Source organism: Nocardia sp. NPDC058114 (assembly GCF_042884695.1).
Classification (GTDB): domain Bacteria; phylum Actinomycetota; class Actinomycetes; order Mycobacteriales; family Mycobacteriaceae; genus Nocardia.
Window position 1 is genome coordinate 50,287 of sequence record NZ_JBHVTK010000002.1, and the last position, 18,358, is coordinate 68,644.

22 protein-coding genes are annotated in these 18,358 nt (G+C 66.8%); 9 read left to right on the forward strand and 13 right to left on the reverse strand.

Annotation, left to right across the window (positions count from 1 at the left end; all coding sequences use genetic code 11):
• Window positions 1-11: 11 nt before the first annotated feature.
• On the reverse strand, window positions 12-305 hold the full coding sequence (locus ACFVVI_RS08770; protein WP_387444590.1) for a hypothetical protein: 294 nt from the start codon (window positions 303-305) through the stop codon (window positions 12-14).
• Window positions 306-465: 160 nt separating this feature from the next.
• Window positions 466-756, reverse strand: a complete 291-nt coding sequence (locus ACFVVI_RS08775) for a hypothetical protein (RefSeq protein WP_378990260.1) — start codon at window positions 754-756, stop codon at window positions 466-468.
• A 131-nt stretch (window positions 757-887) separates the two neighbouring features.
• Here ACFVVI_RS08775 and ACFVVI_RS08780 point away from each other — a divergent pair, with 131 nt between their 5' ends.
• On the forward strand, window positions 888-2,120 hold the full coding sequence (locus ACFVVI_RS08780) for a hypothetical protein (RefSeq protein ID WP_387444594.1): 1,233 nt from the start codon (window positions 888-890) through the stop codon (window positions 2,118-2,120).
• Window positions 2,121-2,143: 23 nt separating this feature from the next.
• A complete protein-coding gene (locus ACFVVI_RS08785; protein ID WP_387444597.1) occupies window positions 2,144-3,070 on the forward strand; it encodes an inositol monophosphatase family protein in 927 nt (308 codons plus the stop codon).
• 34 nt (window positions 3,071-3,104) lie between these two features.
• On the opposite strand, the gene ACFVVI_RS08790 is transcribed toward ACFVVI_RS08785, so the two are convergent.
• The 9 genes from ACFVVI_RS08790 to ACFVVI_RS08830 are packed head-to-tail and all read right to left on the reverse strand — an operon-like array spanning window position 3,105 to window position 10,303.
• Entirely contained in the window at window positions 3,105-3,980 is an 876-nt protein-coding gene (locus ACFVVI_RS08790; RefSeq protein WP_387444599.1) for an acyl-CoA thioesterase, read from the reverse strand.
• 32 nt (window positions 3,981-4,012) lie between these two features.
• Complete coding sequence (locus tag ACFVVI_RS08795) at window positions 4,013-4,672, reverse strand: TetR/AcrR family transcriptional regulator (RefSeq protein WP_387444601.1); 660 nt, start codon at window positions 4,670-4,672, stop codon at window positions 4,013-4,015.
• Window positions 4,669-5,418, reverse strand: coding sequence for an acyl-CoA dehydrogenase family protein (locus ACFVVI_RS08800; RefSeq protein ID WP_379315312.1), 750 nt, complete (start codon window positions 5,416-5,418; stop codon window positions 4,669-4,671). Before ACFVVI_RS08800 ends, ACFVVI_RS08795 begins: the two co-directional genes overlap by 4 nt.
• A gap of 51 nt (window positions 5,419-5,469) precedes the next feature.
• Entirely contained in the window at window positions 5,470-6,573 is a 1,104-nt protein-coding gene (locus ACFVVI_RS08805) for an acyl-CoA dehydrogenase family protein (RefSeq protein WP_378990255.1), read from the reverse strand.
• The gene (locus ACFVVI_RS08810; protein ID WP_378990423.1) at window positions 6,570-6,977 is read right to left on the reverse strand and encodes a nuclear transport factor 2 family protein; all 408 of its coding nucleotides are present in this window, start codon (window positions 6,975-6,977) and stop codon (window positions 6,570-6,572) included. Before ACFVVI_RS08810 ends, ACFVVI_RS08805 begins: the two co-directional genes overlap by 4 nt.
• Window positions 6,973-8,184, reverse strand: coding sequence for an amidohydrolase family protein (locus ACFVVI_RS08815; protein WP_067444766.1), 1,212 nt, complete (start codon window positions 8,182-8,184; stop codon window positions 6,973-6,975). The genes ACFVVI_RS08810 and ACFVVI_RS08815 overlap by 5 nt, the downstream gene beginning before the upstream one ends.
• Before the next feature lie 2 nt (window positions 8,185-8,186).
• Window positions 8,187-8,513: a hypothetical protein gene (locus ACFVVI_RS08820; RefSeq protein ID WP_387444603.1), complete on the reverse strand. Its 327-nt coding sequence runs from the start codon at window positions 8,511-8,513 to the stop codon at window positions 8,187-8,189.
• Window positions 8,494-9,765: an aromatic ring-hydroxylating dioxygenase subunit alpha gene (locus tag ACFVVI_RS08825; RefSeq protein WP_378990253.1), complete on the reverse strand. Its 1,272-nt coding sequence runs from the start codon at window positions 9,763-9,765 to the stop codon at window positions 8,494-8,496. The genes ACFVVI_RS08820 and ACFVVI_RS08825 overlap by 20 nt, the downstream gene beginning before the upstream one ends.
• A gap of 4 nt (window positions 9,766-9,769) precedes the next feature.
• A complete protein-coding gene (locus tag ACFVVI_RS08830) occupies window positions 9,770-10,303 on the reverse strand; it encodes a carboxymuconolactone decarboxylase family protein (RefSeq protein WP_067444787.1) in 534 nt (177 codons plus the stop codon).
• Window positions 10,304-10,460: 157 nt separating this feature from the next.
• Here ACFVVI_RS08830 and ACFVVI_RS08835 point away from each other — a divergent pair, with 157 nt between their 5' ends.
• From ACFVVI_RS08835 to ACFVVI_RS08865, 7 genes are read left to right on the forward strand one after another with little or no spacing between them, the layout of a single operon-like run.
• Window positions 10,461-10,769 (forward strand): hypothetical protein, encoded by a 309-nt coding sequence (locus tag ACFVVI_RS08835; RefSeq protein ID WP_378990252.1) that lies wholly within the window; start codon window positions 10,461-10,463, stop codon window positions 10,767-10,769.
• 14 nt (window positions 10,770-10,783) lie between these two features.
• The gene (locus ACFVVI_RS08840; RefSeq protein WP_387444607.1) at window positions 10,784-11,962 is read left to right on the forward strand and encodes an acyl-CoA dehydrogenase family protein; all 1,179 of its coding nucleotides are present in this window, start codon (window positions 10,784-10,786) and stop codon (window positions 11,960-11,962) included.
• A gap of 1 nt (window position 11,963) precedes the next feature.
• Complete coding sequence (locus ACFVVI_RS08845) at window positions 11,964-12,731, forward strand: SDR family NAD(P)-dependent oxidoreductase (protein ID WP_067444796.1); 768 nt, start codon at window positions 11,964-11,966, stop codon at window positions 12,729-12,731.
• Window positions 12,731-13,951 (forward strand): CaiB/BaiF CoA transferase family protein, encoded by a 1,221-nt coding sequence (locus ACFVVI_RS08850; protein ID WP_387444609.1) that lies wholly within the window; start codon window positions 12,731-12,733, stop codon window positions 13,949-13,951. The genes ACFVVI_RS08845 and ACFVVI_RS08850 overlap by 1 nt, the downstream gene beginning before the upstream one ends.
• Window positions 13,951-14,781, forward strand: coding sequence for an enoyl-CoA hydratase/isomerase family protein (locus tag ACFVVI_RS08855; protein ID WP_067444801.1), 831 nt, complete (start codon window positions 13,951-13,953; stop codon window positions 14,779-14,781). The genes ACFVVI_RS08850 and ACFVVI_RS08855 overlap by 1 nt, the downstream gene beginning before the upstream one ends.
• A gap of 17 nt (window positions 14,782-14,798) precedes the next feature.
• A complete protein-coding gene (locus ACFVVI_RS08860) occupies window positions 14,799-15,944 on the forward strand; it encodes a thiolase family protein (RefSeq protein WP_387444611.1) in 1,146 nt (381 codons plus the stop codon).
• A 17-nt stretch (window positions 15,945-15,961) separates the two neighbouring features.
• Window positions 15,962-17,110, forward strand: a complete 1,149-nt coding sequence (locus tag ACFVVI_RS08865; protein ID WP_378990247.1) for an acyl-CoA dehydrogenase family protein — start codon at window positions 15,962-15,964, stop codon at window positions 17,108-17,110.
• 64 nt (window positions 17,111-17,174) lie between these two features.
• On the opposite strand, the gene ACFVVI_RS08870 is transcribed toward ACFVVI_RS08865, so the two are convergent.
• The gene (locus tag ACFVVI_RS08870) at window positions 17,175-18,068 is read right to left on the reverse strand and encodes an alpha/beta fold hydrolase (RefSeq protein ID WP_387444614.1); all 894 of its coding nucleotides are present in this window, start codon (window positions 18,066-18,068) and stop codon (window positions 17,175-17,177) included.
• Window positions 18,065-18,256 carry a hypothetical protein gene (locus ACFVVI_RS08875; RefSeq protein ID WP_387444617.1) on the reverse strand — a complete coding sequence of 64 codons (192 nt, stop codon included), beginning with the start codon at window positions 18,254-18,256 and terminating at the stop codon, window positions 18,065-18,067. The genes ACFVVI_RS08870 and ACFVVI_RS08875 overlap by 4 nt, the downstream gene beginning before the upstream one ends.
• Between the last annotated feature and the right edge of the window lie 102 nt (window positions 18,257-18,358).

Consider the following 18,358-nt stretch of genomic DNA (forward strand, 5'->3'; position numbering starts at 1 on the left):
AGCCGCGTCACTTAGTCGGGGTCACCGATCGGTCGAATATCGGCTCTGACCAAGAAGGTCCACATGTCGGCACGTGGGTGACCGATAATCGACAACGGGGCAACCCCGCGAACGTCGAGGCTGGTTTTGACGCAACGGGCCAAAGCGGTCGGCATCATCACCGCTCCGATCAACCCGGCCCCCATGGCAATCCGTCCTGTGCGTGGGTCGACCACGGCCGGAAGGCAACACACGCTCTTGTAGAACTCACAGCGCGACAGCGGGGTTTCGGTGAAGGTCGAGGCAGGTTGGCTGGTCTGGGTCATCGTGACACCTCGGGCAGTCCAGGAGCAGGGGCGCGTGGCCCGCTGACTTCGTCCGTGGGTGTGGCGGGCGCGCTTGTGAGCCAGCCGGCCTCACACATCGCTTCGAGCGCTCGGCGCAGTTCAGGCAGAGACTGCTGGGGCACGGCGGGGGTGAGTCTTCTCATCGCGAGCTCTGCCGTTCCGGGAGAGGCTGCCCGACGGTTACCCGCCATTGGGCGTGCTGGTTCCGGAAGGCGTCACCGTTGCGGCGCAACGAGTTCAAGGCACGCGCCACGCGCCACGGCGACATGTTCAGGTTGCGAGCGATTGTGTCGGCGGTGAGCAGACCGCCCGGGGCAAGGACATCGAGCACCTGTTGCTCAACAACTGTCAGGCTCTTGGTAGTCGTGTCGGTTGAGCGGTCGGCAACACGTCGCTTGTCGGGCGCTGATGAGTGGGTGAGGACCGTCATGGCTGCTAACTCCTGTGGGGGCGGGTGGCTGCTGCTAATCACCCTCCCAGTCGGCGGGGGCCCTCACACCTGCTGAGCGGTACGAGCTCCAACAGGTTTTTGGGTAGCTTGACCTGCTCAGATGACGTGAAATGCAGAAGTTGCCCATTGTGATGGGTAACCTTCCTGGCAACTACTGCTCATGGGGTGAAGGGCTGTCGGTCATGGGAACGTCGTCAAGGTCACCGGGCACGAATGCACGCACGAGTCATCAGATGAGTCCGCAGGCGCGCGGCCGGGAGCTGGCCGCGCAGGGCAAGAAACTGTGGACCGAGTTGGGATCGGTAAAGGGTGCGGCGGCTGAGCTGATGGCCCGGTACCCGGACGTGCCGAGTTTGCAGGCGTACCGATACGCGGCGGGCCTATCCCAAGATCAGGCGGCAGCGCGATACAACGATGTGACCGGAAACCAGACCAGCCTTGGCGGCACATCGGTCAACGCCTGGGAGTCGTGGGCGCGCCGCAGGGGGCAAGGTTCCCCACCTCCGATGTCAGGTTTGCTCATCTTGTGCGCAGCATACGGACGGGGGCCGCTGGGAGTCTCGGAGGAGAGCGTCAGTCCAACAGAGCTCATAGCCGAAGCTTACGAGCGGCTGCCTATCGAAGATCAGCTAGCGCTGAAAAGCTATACAGAGGAAAGGACTCCGCCCGGTGGACCAACATCGGCGCTCGAGCATGGCGCGATACGGAGTCAGTCCCCCGACCTACACATTCGAAGAGATCAAGTCGGCCCGCAGTTCATATTGACGGTTCCAACTGTCGAATACGGGAACCCCGACGTAGACGTGTTCACCCTACCCAATCCTCAGCCCGGAAGATTGATTGATCTCACGTGGGAGACCTTCGGTTATGGGGTGGAACGTTTATCGCAACAGATCAAGAACCTGGGCAAACGCCTGGACATGGATATCTGCTTCGGAGTCAATGAAGCCGGCTTGGTTATGGCAACATTCCTGGCTTCATCTCGTTTTTCCCGATGTCGAATAGGCTACTTGCGGTGCAATAAAATGCGTGACGGCATAGACCTGGATAGTGCATCCTTCTACCCTGAAGTCAAAGAATCTCCTACGATTCTTATCTGCGACTTCGAAGTCAAGCACGCTGACGTAATCGGATATCTCGCCCGGCAACTACGCAGCCGCTACCCCAAGGCTGAGCTGTACTTCGCCGTCTTCGGCGCAATGACCAAAGACCGACAATTGGACGTCGACAGCTTCGACGACCTAACCGGCGCCAAGATCATGCGCGCAGCAGAATTTGAAGCAATTTTCATCGCCGCAACAATGAGCCCTCCCGGAATTGAACCTCCATTGGAGTTGCGCTAGATTCGAGCAAAGGTGACCTTCGCATGAGCGACCAGAACACGACCGAGTTGGCGCAATACATCACTGACATGGTGCCAGCCATGATGGCCGAGATACGGCCCCGCCTGGTAGAAGCCGCGCTGACCGGGCACCGATCGGAGACTGAGAATATCCGTCACGAGGACAATTTCCTGTCGGAGTACGACTTGTGGATGCACGGACGCTACAAGGAACTTCTCTCCGTGTACTTACCGTCGTTCATATACGCATCAGAAGAGGCTGATCCGCAAGTTGTTGGAAGCGACCCGGAACCAGACTTGTGCATCCTCGTCGATCCGCTGGATACCAGCGAATTGGCCGTTCGATCCCTGCATGGTTACACCCATATCATGGTCTACTCGCGATCTCTGAAACGGCCCGTCATTGCGGTAGTCGGCGACATTTTTCATCATGTTCAGCTATACGTGGCCATGCGAGAACCGGATGGCGCCGATCGTGCGTTCATGGTTACTGCAAGCGGCGACCGCCATGCACTGAACCAGCCTTCGCGCGCCCGGCTTCCCCAAGCGCTGGTCACGAACTACCTGATGCGTCCAGAGGAACGATTCCGCCCTCTGGCAAAGCAGCAACAATTCTTCGATGCACTGAGCGCGGCATCGGCGGACGGCAAGAGAAGAGGGCGAATCGGGGTTGATTTCGGCTCTGTCAGTTTGTGCCACGTCGCTGCCGGGTTCACTGATGCGACGGTGGAATTCGCCAAGGGATTTGCCGTCTGGGATCTGTCGCCCGGACATTATATTTTGCACGCAGCCGGGGGCGTGACGATCGATCTCGATGGTGATCCGATCCCGCTGGACTGCGGCCTCAACAGCACAGCGGAGATCAACCAGACGATGGGTACGCGCCGAAAGTTCATCGCGGCCGGCAATCGAGTCCTCGCAGAGGAGATACGCGAAACCATGCAGCGGTGACAGCGGCTGTTGCTGTGATCTGGCGTGTTCTCGACTACCCGCGCTGTGCGGCGGGCTGGGCCGAGATCGCTTCGGCCGCTTCGGCGCCGAAGCGGACGAGGGCTTCCTGGGCGAAGGAGGCGACGAGTTCGCCTGCGACGGTGAGGACGTCGCCTCGGCCGAAGGAGCGGCCGTGTGCCAGGACCGGGCTGTGCTGGCGCAGCAGTAGCCAGTCGTCGGTGCGGAACGGGCGGTGGAACCACAGGGTGTGGGCGGTGACGGCGGAGTTGAACGCGGTGCCGTTGCCGCGCTGGCTGATGCCCTCGAGTGGGCGCAGGGCGGTTCCGATGAGGTTCAGGTCGGTGGCGTAGGCGGCCAGCGCGGCGGACAGGCCGGCGTCGACGGCGGGCGTGCGCATCCAGAACTCGTACTCGGGCAGGGCGGCGGCGGTGGCGTTGAGATCGTCGAAAGCTCTTGTCTCCCAGGGGAGGAGGTCGAAGGTGACGTGGTATTCCGGATCGAGCAGCGCGGGGACGTCCTCGATGTGCTGGATTTGCGGGCCGTCCTCGTCGACGTGCATGGATACGGCGGCGGTGGCGATGACCCGTCCGGACTGCCTGGCGACGATCGCGAGGGTGGCGAACGAGCGGCCTTCGTGCTGGCGGGTCACCTCGAAGCGCAGCGGCGCGTCGTAGCCGCCTTCCTTGGCGAAGAGGGTGTGGATCGACTTGACCGATTTGTCCGGGCAGGCGAGTTCGGCGGCGCGGACGAACTGCCCCAGGATCTGGCCGCCGAAGAGCCTGCGATAGTTCAGCGGCAGGTGGGGTCCTTCGAACACGGTCGTGGCAGGGCCGAGGTCGGTGGCGCTGTCGTCGGGCGGCGACACACCCAGATCCAGGCTGGCGAGCAGGCTGTTCCAGAGATCGGTCATAGTCGAAATTTCCTATTCTACCTGAAAGAGAATTATGTTCTCATGGTGCCGGTGACGCCCGCGGCGCAGAACTCCCAGACTTCCTCGGCGGTGATCGGGCGCGCCGACATGTCGTTCTGGCCGCCGCTGGACTGGGCGGTGAACATCACGGTCTGCATCGTCATGGCGGCCACCCGGCGGGGATTGAGGCCGGGGCGTAGCGTGCCCGCCGACGCGGCGTCGGTCACGAGGTCGACGAAGAGCGCGAGTAGTGGTGCGTGCGCGACCTTCACATGGGCGGGATGAGTGACCAGCAGGCGCGGCGCGAAGTCGGTGAACAGCGGGTGGCGATCCCGGGGATCGGACCGGCACAGCGAGAACAGCAGCTGTACCGCGATCCCGAGCCGGGTCAGCGGATCGTCCTCCTCGGCCGCCGCGAGGCGGATCTGCTCGGCCGTGCGCAGCAGCGCGTCCTCGAACAGGGCGAGCAGCAGTTCGTGCTTGCCGTCGAATTGCAGATAGAAGCTGCGCAGCGACTGGCGTGACCGCTCCACCACCTCCTGCACGGTGAAATCGGTGCTGCCGTTCTCGGAGATGATCGACTGGGCCGCTTCGAGGAAACGCTGCACCCGCTGTTCGGCCCGCAACCGGGTGGACTTGATCGACCGTTCCACCGCGCGTTGTTTCCAGGCGGGTTCCGCGCGCTCGCTCATAGCTGCACCAGCCGCGCGGCCGTGCCCGAGGCGCGTGCGATGGCCCCCGCCTCGCGGACCAGTTCGCGGGAACTGCCGAGCAGTCCGTCCAGGACCAGGACCCGGCGGATGTGGCGGTGCAGATCGTGTTCGGCGGTGAAGCCGATGCCGCCCAGCGTCTGCTGACAGTGCCGCGCGGTGATCAGGGCGGCCCGCCCCGCGGCGGCCTTGGCCAGCAGCGACCCCAGATCGTCGGTGGCCGCCGCAAGCGTGGCCTCGGCGCCCTCGATCGCGACGAAGGTCTCGGCGAGGCGGTGCCGGATCGCCTGGAACGAGGCCACCGGCCGCCCGAACTGCACGCGATCGACGGCGTGGGTGCGGGCCAGCGCCAGCATGGCCCGGCTCGCGCCGGTGAGCCACCAGCCCAGCGCCCGTCGGCCCTGCGCCAGTGGGATCGGCGTCCCCGCCGGGACCGCGCGGATCGGCAGATCGGCGTCCAGGGTCGGGGATCGGTCGGGGCCGGACGCGTCGTCGGCGTGGTCCCAGCGCACCCAGGTCCCCCCGGACCAGGGCAGCGCGACCGGGTCGTCGGCGGACAGTCCGCCCGCCGCCCGGACGACGTCGTTGAGCAGCGGCGCGTGCGCGCCGGTCTCGCCGAGCAACCGGAACACCAGGGGGACAGTGGCATCAGGCGCGTCGGTCAGCATCTCCTGCCAGCCCAGATCGACGAGCGCTGTGTGCAGCTGCGCGCCGGAGACGTCGCGCATGGTCTTGCGCAGCGTCTGGGCCAGCAGATCGAGTTCGGCAGCATCCACGGTTCACTCTTTCCCCAGGTCGAGCAGTCGACGCGCGATGATGTTGCGTTGGATCTCGGCGGTGCCGCCGTAGATCGTCGCGGCGCGTGAGTACAGGTATTCCGCGCGCCATGGTGAATCGGCGAGCTCGATGACGCCGGGCAGCAGATCGCGGACGGTGTCGAACAGGTGCTGTTCGGCCGTGGCGAGCAGCACCTTGTCGACGGAGGTCTCCGGGCCCAGCTTGCCGCCGGCCGCCAGACGTTCCTGCGTCGCCAGCGAGCGGCAGCGGATGGTGTGCAGGGCCAGGTGGACGGCGCCGAGTTCGGCGTCGTCGTGGCCGGCCCGGTCGTCGTGCGCGGTCTGCTCGAGCAGCTGGTCGAATCGCGTGTAGAGATAGGCGATCCGGTGCCAGAAGCAGGTGGAGCGCTCGTGTGGGAGCAGATCCATCGCGATCCGCCAGCCGTCGCCCGGTCGGCCGAGCATGCGGTCGGCGGGCACGACGACCTCGTCGAAGTACACCTCGGCGAATTCGTCGATGCCGTGCATCGTGCGCAACGGCCGCACGGTGATGCCGGGGGAGTCCATGTCGACGAAGAACGCGGTGATCCCGTCGTGGCCGATTCCGGTGCGGGTCAACAGGACACAGCGCGCCGCGTACTGGGCGAGACTGGTCCACACCTTCTGGCCGGTGATCACCCAGTGATCACCGCGCTGCTCGGCCTTGGTGCTCAGGGACGCGAGATCGCTGCCCGAGCCGGGCTCGGAGAACCCCTGGCACCACTGTTCCCGGCCGCTGAGCAGTCGCGGCACCATTTCCGCTGCCAGCTGCGGGCCGGCGTAGGAGATCATCGTGGGCGCGAGCACCTCGATCATGGAGTAGATGCCGGGCTCGGCGAGGTCGCGGGTCGCGACCTCCTCGCCGAGGATCGCCCGCAGCACCGCCGGTCCGCCGAGACCTCCCACCTCGGCGGGCCAGCCGTACCGCATCCAGTCCGCGTCGAAGAGCGCGCGCCGGACCCTGGCCAGTTGCTCGACCTGTGCGTCGAGCGAATGGTCGGGCCCCGCGGACAGGTCGTTCGCGTCGAGCCAGGACCGCAGACCGGTCCGGAAGTCGGCGCGGTTCACGCACTCGGTCGTTCGAAGGCGTGCGGACGGCCGGAATCGTGGTCGCCGTTGCGACGGATGAACGTCATGGCCCTGGTGCGCAGCCGCCAGCCCGCGTCGGTGCGCGCGTAGGTGTCGCTGTAGTAGCCGATCCGCATGTCGTGGGTCGACTGCTCGATGAAGCACAGCGGCTGGGTGCCGCTGGCGGTGTCGCCGTCGATCTCCAATGCCGGTGTGCCGGTGAGGAACAACCCCTTCGGCGCCGCGGCGACGAGATCGGGGAACTCGTCGAGCGGGTAGGTGTCGCCGAAAGCGCTGTAGTTGCCGTCGGGGGTGAACACCGCGATCAGGCCCTCGATGTCGCCCTTGGTGATGGTGACCGCGTACCGCGCGAGCAGCTGTTCCAGCTCGATCACGTCGTCAATTCTGGACAAAGACTTTTCCGCCTTTCATCACGAACCGCACCCGCTGGGTGACGGTGATGTCGGTGAGTGGGTCGCCGGGAACCGCGATGATGTCGGCGAGCAGACCCTCGGCCAGCCGGCCCCGGTCGGTGACATCGATCAGTTCGGCGGCCGTGGTGGTCGCGGCGCGCAGCACGGCCAACGGGCTCATGCCGCGGTCGACGAGCGCGACCAGCTCGTCGGCGTTGCGGCCGTGCGGGATCGCGGGGGCGTCGGTGCCCACCGCGATCTTCACCCCGGCCTTGTAGGCGGCCAGCACCGAGGTGCGGGCGCGCGGGAACATCTGTGCCGCCTTGGCCTGGAGCTCCGGCGGTGCTTTCGACACGTCCATGGCGTCGGCCAGGCGGGTGGTCGGCACCAGGTAGGTGCCCTTCTCGACCATCAGGGCGATGGCGTCGTCGTCGATCAGGAAGCCGTGTTCGATGCAGTCGATCCCCGCCTCGACCGCGGCGCGCACCGCGTCGGCGCCGTGGGTGTGGGAGGCGACCCGCAACCCGCGCCGGTGCGCCTCGTCGACGATCGCCCGCAGTTCCTCGGACGAATAGTGTTGCGCCCCAGGCGCTCCGGTGAGCGACATGACGCCGCCGGAGACACAGACCTTGATCAGCTGCGCGCCGTGCTTGATCTGGTACCGGACCGCCTTGCGCACCTCATCGACACCGTTGGCGATGCCCTCCTCGATGCTGAGTTCCAGCACGTGCGGGGCGAACGCGGCGAACATCGTCGGATCGAGATGTCCGCCGGTCGGGGTGATCGCGTGCCCGGCGGGCACGATGCGCGGACCGTCGACCCAGCCTGCGTCGATGGCCTTGCCGAGCGCGACGTCGAGCAGATACCCGCCGGTCTTGACGAACAGACCGAGGTTGCGCACGGTCGTGAAACCGGCCCGCAGCGTGCGGCGGGCATTGCCCACCGCACGCAGCATTCGCAGCGGGGGATCATCCTGAACGCTGGAGGCCAGCCCGGTCTCGCCGCGCCCGCCCATCAGGAGGTTGACCTCCATGTCCATCAGGCCGGGCAGCAGGACGGCGTCGCCGAGGTCGATGATCTCGCCCTCGGGTTCGCCGCCGAGGCCGACGATCCGATCACCCTCGATCCGGATGACTCCTGGTCGGACGATCTCGCCGGTGTCGATGTCGAGGTACCCGGCGGCCAACAGCGTCAGCATGATCAGACCACCGGCTCCCGGATGAGGTGGACCATGGCGGCGCCGGAGTCGGGCACCCGCGCCTGCTTCCAGACCTCGACGGGGAAGGACACGTTCACCAGCGACTGCATCAGATGCAGCAGCGCGCGGGCATCCTCGGGCAGGTCGTCGAGCGGGAACTTGTCGCAGTAGGTGATCGCGTCCTCCAGCCGGGGGAACGCCTTGTCGTAGAACTCCTGCATGTCGGGCATGCTCGAGGCGAGACGCTTGGTGTAGCGCTGCGGCTCGGTGGGCAGGACCCAGTCGGAGAACTGCTCCAGATCAGCGAATTCAGCGGGCAGCAGTGGCATCTCGGTACTCCTGAACCTTGTCCTTGGCGACCTTGTGCAGGTGGCGCAGCAAGATCTCCTGGTCGTTGAGGGGGAAATCGGACACGATGCGGGTGGCCAGCATCGTCTGGGTGGCTTCGAGGGTGTTCGCGTCCTGCAGCGCGTACTCCTTGAAGGTGACCGCGGCCAGCTCCTGGCCCAGGCGTTCGCGCGCGGTCTTGGGCGGCACGAAGTACAGGTTCGCCTCGAAGATGTGCTTGTTCACCGCGGTCGGCCAGTAGTGGTAGGTGAGGTACCAGCCGGGCTCCCAGAACAGCAGCGACATGTTCGGGAAGATCTCGAACTCGTCGACGCCCCAGGCCCGGTGGCGGGCGGGGTTGATGCCCTCGGGCAGCTTGTCCAGGCCCTCGATGTCGGGCTTGTCCCACGGTCCGAACAGACCGCTGCGCAGCACGCGCTCGATCGGCTTGACCATGTTGGGGTCCTTGGGCGGGGCCATGCCGCCCCACGAGGAGATCATCGAGTGCGGGCTCTGCAGCTCGTAGTGCAGCGCCTCGTAACCGGTGCCCGCCAGCTTGTCGGCCTCGTCCTTGACCGCCTGCTTCATGTGCAGGATCGGCGCGTGGTAGAACTCGGCGAACGCGTCGATGAACAGCTTCCAGTTGCTGCCGATCTCGGCGCGGTAGCTGTAGACCTCGGTGAACTCGTGGAACGGGTAGCCTTCGACGCCGGCGACGAGGGTGCCCAGGTACTCGGTGAGCGGCGGGGCGTCCTCGTCGAGGTTGACGAAGATGAAGCCCTCCCACACCTCGCAGCGCACGGACTTGAGGCCGTAGAGCTGCTTGTCGAGGTCGAAGAACTCCTTCTCCTGCTGGACGAAGTTCACCTCACCCTCGAGGCTGTAGCGCCAGGCGTGGTACTTGCAGGTGAACTGGCGGCACGTGCCCGAGGTCTCCTCGTTCGGGAAGTCGTCCCAGACCAGCTTGTTGCCGCGGTGGCGGCAGATGTTGTGGAACGCCCGCACGACCTGATCGTTGCCCTTGGCGATGATGAGCGAGGTGCCGACCGAGGGCAGTTCCCTGGTGAAGTAGCTGCCGACCTTCGGAAGTCGTTCGACGCGACCGATATTGAGCCAGGTCTTCTTGAAGATGGCGTTGCGCTCGTCCTCGTAGAAGTCGGGGTCGATGGAGTCGGTGTAGTCCACCGGCTCGGTGCCGAGCTCGGGGTAGTGCTCCGTCCAGCTACCCGCTGTCGGCTTGGTGAAGTGGGCCAAAGGATTACCTTTCCGTGTGTTCGACTTCGACGCCGAAGGTGTTGAAGGCCATGGCCAACATGCCGTAGCCGCCGACCGTGAAGACCAGATCCATGCACTGCCGCTCGTCGAGGTGCGCGCCGAGGGCGGCCCAGGTCGAATCGGACAGGTTCGCTGTGGTGTCGAGTTCGTCGGTCGCGGTGAAGATCACGCGATCGAACTCGTCGGTGGGGGGCCCGCCCTGCGCCGCCGCGATATCGGCGGCGCTCACGCCGGACTCGTGGGCCATCTCCACGTGATGGGCCCACTCGTAGGCGCAGCCGCGTCGATGGGCGACGCGCAGGATCGCCAGTTCGCGTACCCGCGCCGGCAGTGTCGACCGGAACAGCAGGTGCACACCGAGGCTCAGGTAGGCCTTCGTCAGGTCCGGATGGCGGACCAGGGTGGACAGTGCGTTTCCGGCGTCCGCCGGGTTCTGCCGGTCCCGGGGCAGCAGGCCGGACAGGGCGCGCTGAACCTGCTCGTCCCATTGGTCCGCCGGCAGCGGGGGTAGGCGCATCACTGCCTCCTCTCGATTCGGAGAATCACGTTCTCGTATTTGAACTGTAAGATTTCCACGGGTTGGGCGGATAGTCAACGGGTCATTGATTCTCGCTGAATGAGAAGCTAGTTTTCATTGAGAGAGAGCGACGTAACCTCAGGAAGGGAGATCCACCATGACCGCAGTGCCACTGCGTCCCGGTGATCAACTCGCCAGCACCGTCTGCGGTACGCGAGTGGTGGTGATCCGGGTACCGGCCAACCGCACGCCCGTGATCACCTGCGGCGCGAGCCCGATGATCCCTGCCGTCAATGCCCCCACGGTCGCCGCGAGTGGTGCGCCGAGCACGGTGATCGGCAAGCGATATGTGGATGTGGCCGAGCACGTCGAGGTGCTGTGCATCGCGGCGGGCGCGGGCTCGTTGAGCTGCGACGGCGAGCCGATGACGGTGAAGGCGGCCAAAGCGCTGCCCGCCTCGGATTGATGGGGGAAGTACGCATGGCCGGTGGGATGAGTTTCGCGCTGAGCGAGGATCAGCAGCTGATCCGCGACTCGGTCGCCGAGCTGATGAAGAAGTTCGACGACAAGTACTGGATGGAGCGCGATCAGGCCCACGAGTTCCCGGCAGCGTTCTACGACACCATCGCCGCGGGCGGCTGGCTCGGCATCACGATTCCGCCGGAGTACGGCGGGCACGGGCTGGGGATCACCGAGGCGTCGATATTGCTCGAGGAGGTCGCCCGCTCCGGCGGTGGGATGAACGCGGCCACCGCGATTCACCTGTCGATCTTCGGCATGCATCCGGTGGTGGTGCACGGATCCGAGGAACTCAAGCGCCGGACCCTGCCCCGCATAGTCAACGGTGATCTGCACGTGTGTTTCGGGGTCACCGAACCGGGCGCGGGCCTCGACACCACCCGGATCAGTACCTTCGCCCGACGCGAGGGCGACCATTACGTGGTCAACGGGCGCAAGGTGTGGATCTCCAAGGCCATGGAGTCGGAGAAGATCCTGCTGCTCACCCGCACCACCCGGTACGAGGACGTCGAGAAGAAGACCGACGGCATGACCCTGTTCCTCACCGATCTCGACCGCACCAAGGTCGACATCCGGCCGATCGCGAAAATGGGTCGCAACGCCGTCACCTCGAACGAACTGTTCATCGACGACCTGCGGATTCCGGTCGAGGACCGGGTCGGCGAAGAGGGCATGGGTTTCCGGTACCTGCTGGACGGGCTCAACCCCGAGCGGATGCTGATCGCCGCCGAAGCACTCGGCATCGGCCGGGTCGCCCTGGACCGGGCCGTGCGCTACGCCGGTGACCGCGAAGTCTTCGGCAGGCCGATCGGGATGAACCAGGCCATCCAGTTCCCGCTCGCCGACTCGCTGACCCATCTCGACGCCGCCGAGCTGGTCCTGCGCAAGGCCACCTGGCTCTACGACAACGGCCAACCGTGCGGTCGCGAGGCGAACACCGCCAAGTATCTGTGCGCGGAGGCAGGTTTCACCGCCGCCGATCGCGCGCTGCAAACCCACGGCGGGATGGGTTACGCCGAGGAGTACAACGTCGCCCGCTACTTCCGCGAGGCGCGCGTGATGAAGATCGCGCCGATCAGTCAGGAAATGATCCTGAACTACCTGGGATCGCACACGCTGGGAATGCCGAGGAGCTACTGAAATGACCGTCAACACAGCACTGTTCGATCTGACCGGACGATCGGCACTGGTCACGGGTGCGGCAGGCGGCATCGGTGCCGCTGTCGCGCGGGCACTGGCCACCGCGGGCGCCGCGGTGCTGGTCACCGATGTCGACGGCGCCGCCGCGGCCGTGGTCGCGGAGAAGATCGTGGCCGAGGGCGGCACTGCCCGCAGCGCGGCGCTCGACGTGCGCGACCGAGCGTCCGCGGACGCGGCCGTCGCCGCGGCGGCCGAGCTGGCCGACGGGGTGCTGCACATTCTGGTGAACAACGCCGGTGTGACCGCTCCGGCCATGTTCGCCGAGACCAGCGAGGAATCGGTGTCGCTGTTGCTCGACATCCACCTGCTCGGCACGTTCCGGTGCTCGCAGGCCGCGCTGGCGAAATTGGCGACCGATGGCACCGGCCGGATCATCAATGTCACCTCGTCGGCGGGCATCGTCGGCACGCTCGGCCAGGTGAACTACTCCGCGGCCAAGGCCGGCATCATCGGCGTCACGAAGTCGCTGGCGCGCGAGCTGGCCCGCAAGCAGATCCTGGTGAACGCGCTCGCCCCGCTGGCGGCGACACCGATGACCAGCACCCTGCGCACCAACGAGAAGTTCTCCGCGCAGATGCTGAACCGAATCCCGTTGCGCCGCTGGGCGGAACCGGACGAGGTGGCGGGCGCCTTCGTGTTCCTCGCCTCCGACGCGGCCTCCTTCGTCACCGGGCAGGTGCTGCCGGTCGACGGCGGCATGGTGATGTGATGGCCGCACACGCGGCGGCGGACCCCGCGCCGTTGGCCGGCGTCACAGTGGTGGCGCTGGAGCAGGCGGTGTCCGCGCCGATGTGCACGCGCACCCTGGCCGATCTCGGTGCGCGGGTGCTGAAGATCGAGAACCCGGACGGTGGCGATTTCGCCCGGTACTACGACGACGTTGTCGACGGCCTCGCGGCGCACTTCGTCTGGGTGAATCGTGGCAAGGAATCGGTGGCGCTGAACCTGAAGTCGCCGGCCGGAATGGAGGTGCTGCACCGGCTGCTCGACCATGCCGACGTGCTCGTCTCCAATCTCGCTCCCGGCGCGACCGCGCGGCTCGGCATCACCCCCGCCGACCTCGAGCACAGCCATCCCGACCTGATCGCGGTCGAGATCGACGGCTTCGGCGCGGGCGGCCCGCTATCGGGCAAACGCGCGTACGACCTACTGGCACAGGCGGAATCGGGAGTGTGCGCGGTGACCGGTGCGGCGGGCGCGCCCGCCAAGCCCGGTCCACCGGTCGCCGATGTCTGCTCCGGTCTGTACGCGGCGATCTCGATCCTGGCCATGCTGTCCGCGCGCGACCGGCGCACCCGGAAGGGGGCGGCGGTCACGGTCAGCCTGTTCGACACGATGGCCGAGGTGATGGGCTACCAGCTCACCTACACCCGGCATTCCGGCATCGATCAGCAGCCGCTCGGCATGAGTTCGCCCGCGGTGGCGCCCTACGGCGCGTACCCGACCGGTGACGGGCAGACCGTTGTGCTCGGCACCACCAATGACGGGGAATGGCAACGGCTCTCGCGTGAGTTGCTGGGACGAGCGGATCTGGCCGACGACCCACGATTCCGGAGCAATTCCGACCGGGTTCGTCATCGCGAGGTGCTCGACGCCGAGATCGGCGCGTGGTGCGCCGGCCACGACCTGGCCCACATCCAGCAGGCCGCCGACACCGCGGGCATCGGCAACGCCCGCTACAACACCCCGCGCGAAGTGCTGGATCATCCCCAGCTGACCGAGCGCGATCGCTGGCGTCGGATCGATACCCCGGTCGGGCAGATCCCGGCGCTGCTCCCGCCGCCGATCATCGCCGGGTTCGACCCGCCGATGGGGGCGGTGCCCGCGCTGGGCGAACACACGAACGCGGTGCTCGCGGAGTTCGGTCTCACCGACGACGAGATCGCCCTGCTGCGCCTGCACCGTCTCATCGCCACGGCCGTGCCCTGATGACATTGGGGGACAAAGACATCCGCGATGAACGGATCCTGCTGACCGAAGACCGCAACGGCGTGCGCACGCTGACCCTGCATCGTCCGCACCGCAAGAACGCGATCAATCGGGAACTGTGGGCGGCGCTGCGGGAGGCGCTGGACGCGGCAGGCCGCGATCGCGACGTCCGCGCGCTCGTGCTCACCGGCGCGGGTGGGGCCTTCTGCTCCGGCGCGGATATCGCCACACCCGACCCCAGCCATCCGCTGCACAAGTTGCGCGCGCTCACCGATGTCGCGCTGCTGCTGCACGAGTTGCCGATTCCCACCATCGCCAAGGTGCACGGGGTGGCGGTGGGCGCGGGCTGGAACCTGGCACTGGGCTGCGATCTGGTGGTCGCGACGCCGCAGTCGCGGTTCTCGCAGATCTTCACCCGCCGCGGGCTCTCGCTCGATCTCGGCGGGTCCTGGTTGCTGCCCAAACTCGTGGGACTGCAACAGGCCAAGCGGCTGGCGCTGCTGGCCGAGACGATCGACGCCGAGCGGGCGCACGCGCTGAACCTGGTGACGTGGGTCGTCGCCGAACCCGAGCTCGACGCCTTCGTCGTCGAGCTCGCCGAACGGCTCGCCGCCGGACCGCCGGTGGCGCTGGCCCAGACCAAGGCACTGCTGAACGAGGGCGCGGACCGCACCCTGCGCGACGCGCTGGCCAATGAGGCCCGGGCGCAGGGGGTGAACTTCGCGACCGCCGACGCACCGGAGGCCTTCGCGGCGTTCGCGGCCGCCCGGGAACCGGAGTTCACCGGCCGCTGGGCGATCGCCCGGCAGACCGAACACAACGATGACTAGTTCGAATGGAGAGCGCCATGCGTGAGGTAGTAGTGGTCGAGGCGGTGCGCACGCCGTGGGGCAAACGCAACGGCGGACTGGCGGGAACCCATCCGGCGGACCTGTCCGCGGTGGTCCTCAACGCCCTGATCGAGCGCACCGGGATCGACCCGGCCGTGATCGACGACGTGATCTGGGGCTGTGTCTCCCAGGTCGGTGACCAGTCGAGCAATATCGGGCGCTACGCGGTGCTGGCCGCCGGATGGCCGGAGAGTATTCCCGGCACGACGGTGAACCGGGCCTGCGGCTCGAGCCAGCAGGCGGTGGATTTCGCCGTGCAGGCGGTGATGTCGGGGCAGCAGGATGTGGTCGTCGCGGGTGGGGTCGAGGTGATGAGCCGGGTCCCGCTCGGCGCGGCGAAGGAGGGTGGGGCCCCCTACGGGCCGAAAGCCCGTGCGCGGTACCCGGACTTCTCGTTCAACCAGGGCATCTCCGCGGAGATGATCGCCCAGAAATGGGGTCTGGATCGCCACCGGCTCGACGAATTCGCCACGCTCTCACACGAACTGGCCGCGGCCGCCCAGGACCGCGGCGCGTTCGACGCCCAGCTCGTGCCCGTCCAGACCGAAGCGGGGACGGTGACCGCCGACGAAGGCGTGCGCCGCGGGACGACACCCCAGACCCTGGCCAAACTCAAGCCGGCCTTCCAAGCCGACGGCGTGATCCACGCGGGCAACTCCTCCCAGATCTCCGACGGTGCCGCCGCGGTGCTGGTGACGACACCGGAGCGGGCCCGCGAACTGGGGCTGACGCCGCTGGTGCGCTACCGCGCGGGCGCGGTGACCGGCGCCGACCCGGTACTCATGCTGACCGGTCCGATTCCGGCGACCGAGAAGGTCCTGCGCAAGGCCGGTCTCGATCTCGCCGAGATCGGTGTCTTCGAGGTGAACGAGGCGTTCGCGTCGGTGCCGCTGGCCTGGCTCGCCGAAACCGGCGCCGACGCACAGCTGCTCAACCCGCTCGGCGGTGCCATCGCGCTCGGTCATCCGCTCGGTGGTTCGGGGGCGGGTCTGCTCACCCGGATGGTTCATCACATGCGCGACAACGGAATTCGCTACGGCCTGCAAACGATGTGTGAGGGCGGCGGCACCGCCAACGCCGCCATCGTCGAACTGGTCGCCTGAGCAACAAGGAGACATCGGTGCGCCGAGACATCTACACCGAGGACCACGAAGCCTTCCGCGGGCTGGCCAGGGAATTCATCGACAAGGAGATCGCGCCCCACTACGCCGAGTGGGAAAAGGCCGGGCAGATGCCGCGCGAGGTCTTCGAAAAGCTCGGTGCGCTCGGCATTCTCGGCGTCGCCATCCCACCGGAGTACGGGGGAGCGGGCCTGCGGGACTACCGCTACAACGCCGTCCTGCAGGAGGAAGCGGCGCGCGCGTTGGTGACGCTGAGCACGGTGCGCACCCAGCTCGATGTCATCCTCCCGTATTTCCTGGCCTACGCCGACGAACAGCAACGTGAACGCTGGTTCCCCGGGCTGGCGAGCGGTTCGTTGCTGACCGCCATCGCGATGACCGAACCCGGCACCGGCTCCGATCTGGCCGGGATGCGCACCTACGCGGTGCGCGACGGCGACGACTATCTGCTCAGCGGCGCGAAGACGTTCATCACCGGCGGCCTGCTCGCCGATCTGGTGATCGTGGTGGCGCGGACCTCGACCGATCCGGAGAACCGGCGCGCGGGTCTGACCCTGCTGGTGGTCGAGGACGGCATGCCCGGCTTCGAGCGTGGGCGGGTGCTGGACAAGATGGGCTGCAAGGTGCAGGACACGGTCGAGTTGTCGTTCGACGCGGTCCGGGTTCCCGTGGCGAATCGGCTCGGGGCCGAAGGCGAGGCCTTCGGCTACCTCGGCAACAATCTGTCGCAGGAACGGATGACGGTCGCGGTCGGCTCGGTCGCCCAGGCGCGGGCCGCGATCACCGCCACGATCGACTACGTCAAGGAACGCAAGGCCTTCGGGAAACCGGTCGCGTCCTTCCAGAACACCAAGTTCGAACTCGCCGCGATGTCGGCCGAGGTCGAGGCGGCGCAGGCCATGGTGGATCGTGCCGTGCTGGATCTGGTCGATGGTGAACTGTCCGGCCCCGACGCGGCACGCGTGAAGCTGTTCACCACCGAAGTGCAAGGCCGCGTGGTCGATCGGTGTCTGCAGCTGTTCGGTGGTTACGGCTATATGAGCGAGTACCCGATCGCGCGGTTGTACACCGACGCGCGAGTGGCCAGGATCTACGCCGGAACCAGCGAGGTCATGAAGGTGATCATCGCCAAATCCCTCGGCCTCTGAGACACCGACGAAATCCGCCCCACGACAATCCTTGTCGTGGGGCGGATTTCGTTGATCGGCGATCTCAGCGGCGCGTGATCACGCATTCCTCGATGAACGACATCACCCGAAGGTGATAGGCGGTCGCCGAGTGTCCCATGCTCAGGTTGTGGCCCGCGTCGGCCTGCTCGTGGAGCAGCACGCGCGGCGCGGCCGTGAACAGCGCGGTGATCTCGCCCAGCGCGAGCGGGTCGGTGCGCCAAACCTTTTCGTACGCGCCCACGGTGAACTGGACGGGAACGCGGACCTTCGCGGCGGTGTGCTCGAAATCGTGCGCCACCCACTGCGGCATCATGGTGGCCTCGTACGCCGGGCCCGGCGACGCGATCGCCGCGCCACCGAAGACCTCGGCCGGGTACAGACGGCTCGGCTGCCAGAGCAGTTCGCGCAGACGTTCGCCGCGCCCCGGCCCGGCCGCTGTCAGGTTGCTGATGGCTTCGGGGTGGTGTTTCCTGCCGGTGCCGGCGAGTTCGATGCCGAGCAACTGCGCGCCACGCTCGTCGGCGGCCATCCGGACGGCCAGTTCACACCCGGCCGAATGCGCGAGGATGAACATCCCCGCTCCGCGCTCGCGCGTCCCGAGCACGCGCTCCACCAGGGCGTAGGCGAGGTCGACGCGGCGGGCGGGCGGTGCGATGTCGGCCGCGTGCGGCGCCGAACTGCCGTAGCCGGGGCGGTCGATCGCGACCACCGTGAACCCGAGCGCGGGCGCGGTGCGCAACAGCGACAGCCGGGGGTGGCCGGGGCAGTCGAAGTAGGCGGAGGTCGTCACGCCGCCGTGGACGGCGATGATGACGGCGCGCGGGTCGGCCGCCTCGGCGACCATCGCCGACATCGGGATTCCGTCGATATCGACGACGTAGGAGCTGATCGGTACCTCGTGCGGTAGCCGCACCAGATCGGAACCGGCACTGGTCATGGTGTGGAGTCGCCTTCGGAGTCGGTGGGGGTGAGGGTGAGATGGCCCGCCTCCGCGGAGACGAGCACGGCACAGGCAGCGATCGTGAGATCCGGCAGCACCGCCGTGCCGTAGTGGTAGGCGTACGCGCGCAGGCGCCCGATGACGGTGAAGCCGCCGCTGGGCAGCGGGAGAGTTGTCCCAGTCATGAGACTCCCCATTCAATTGTCGGAAAGATCCAGGGAGCGGATCGCAATGTCACCGATTCCGGCCTGTTGCTAGACTGCATTCTCTAATATGAGAATCACATT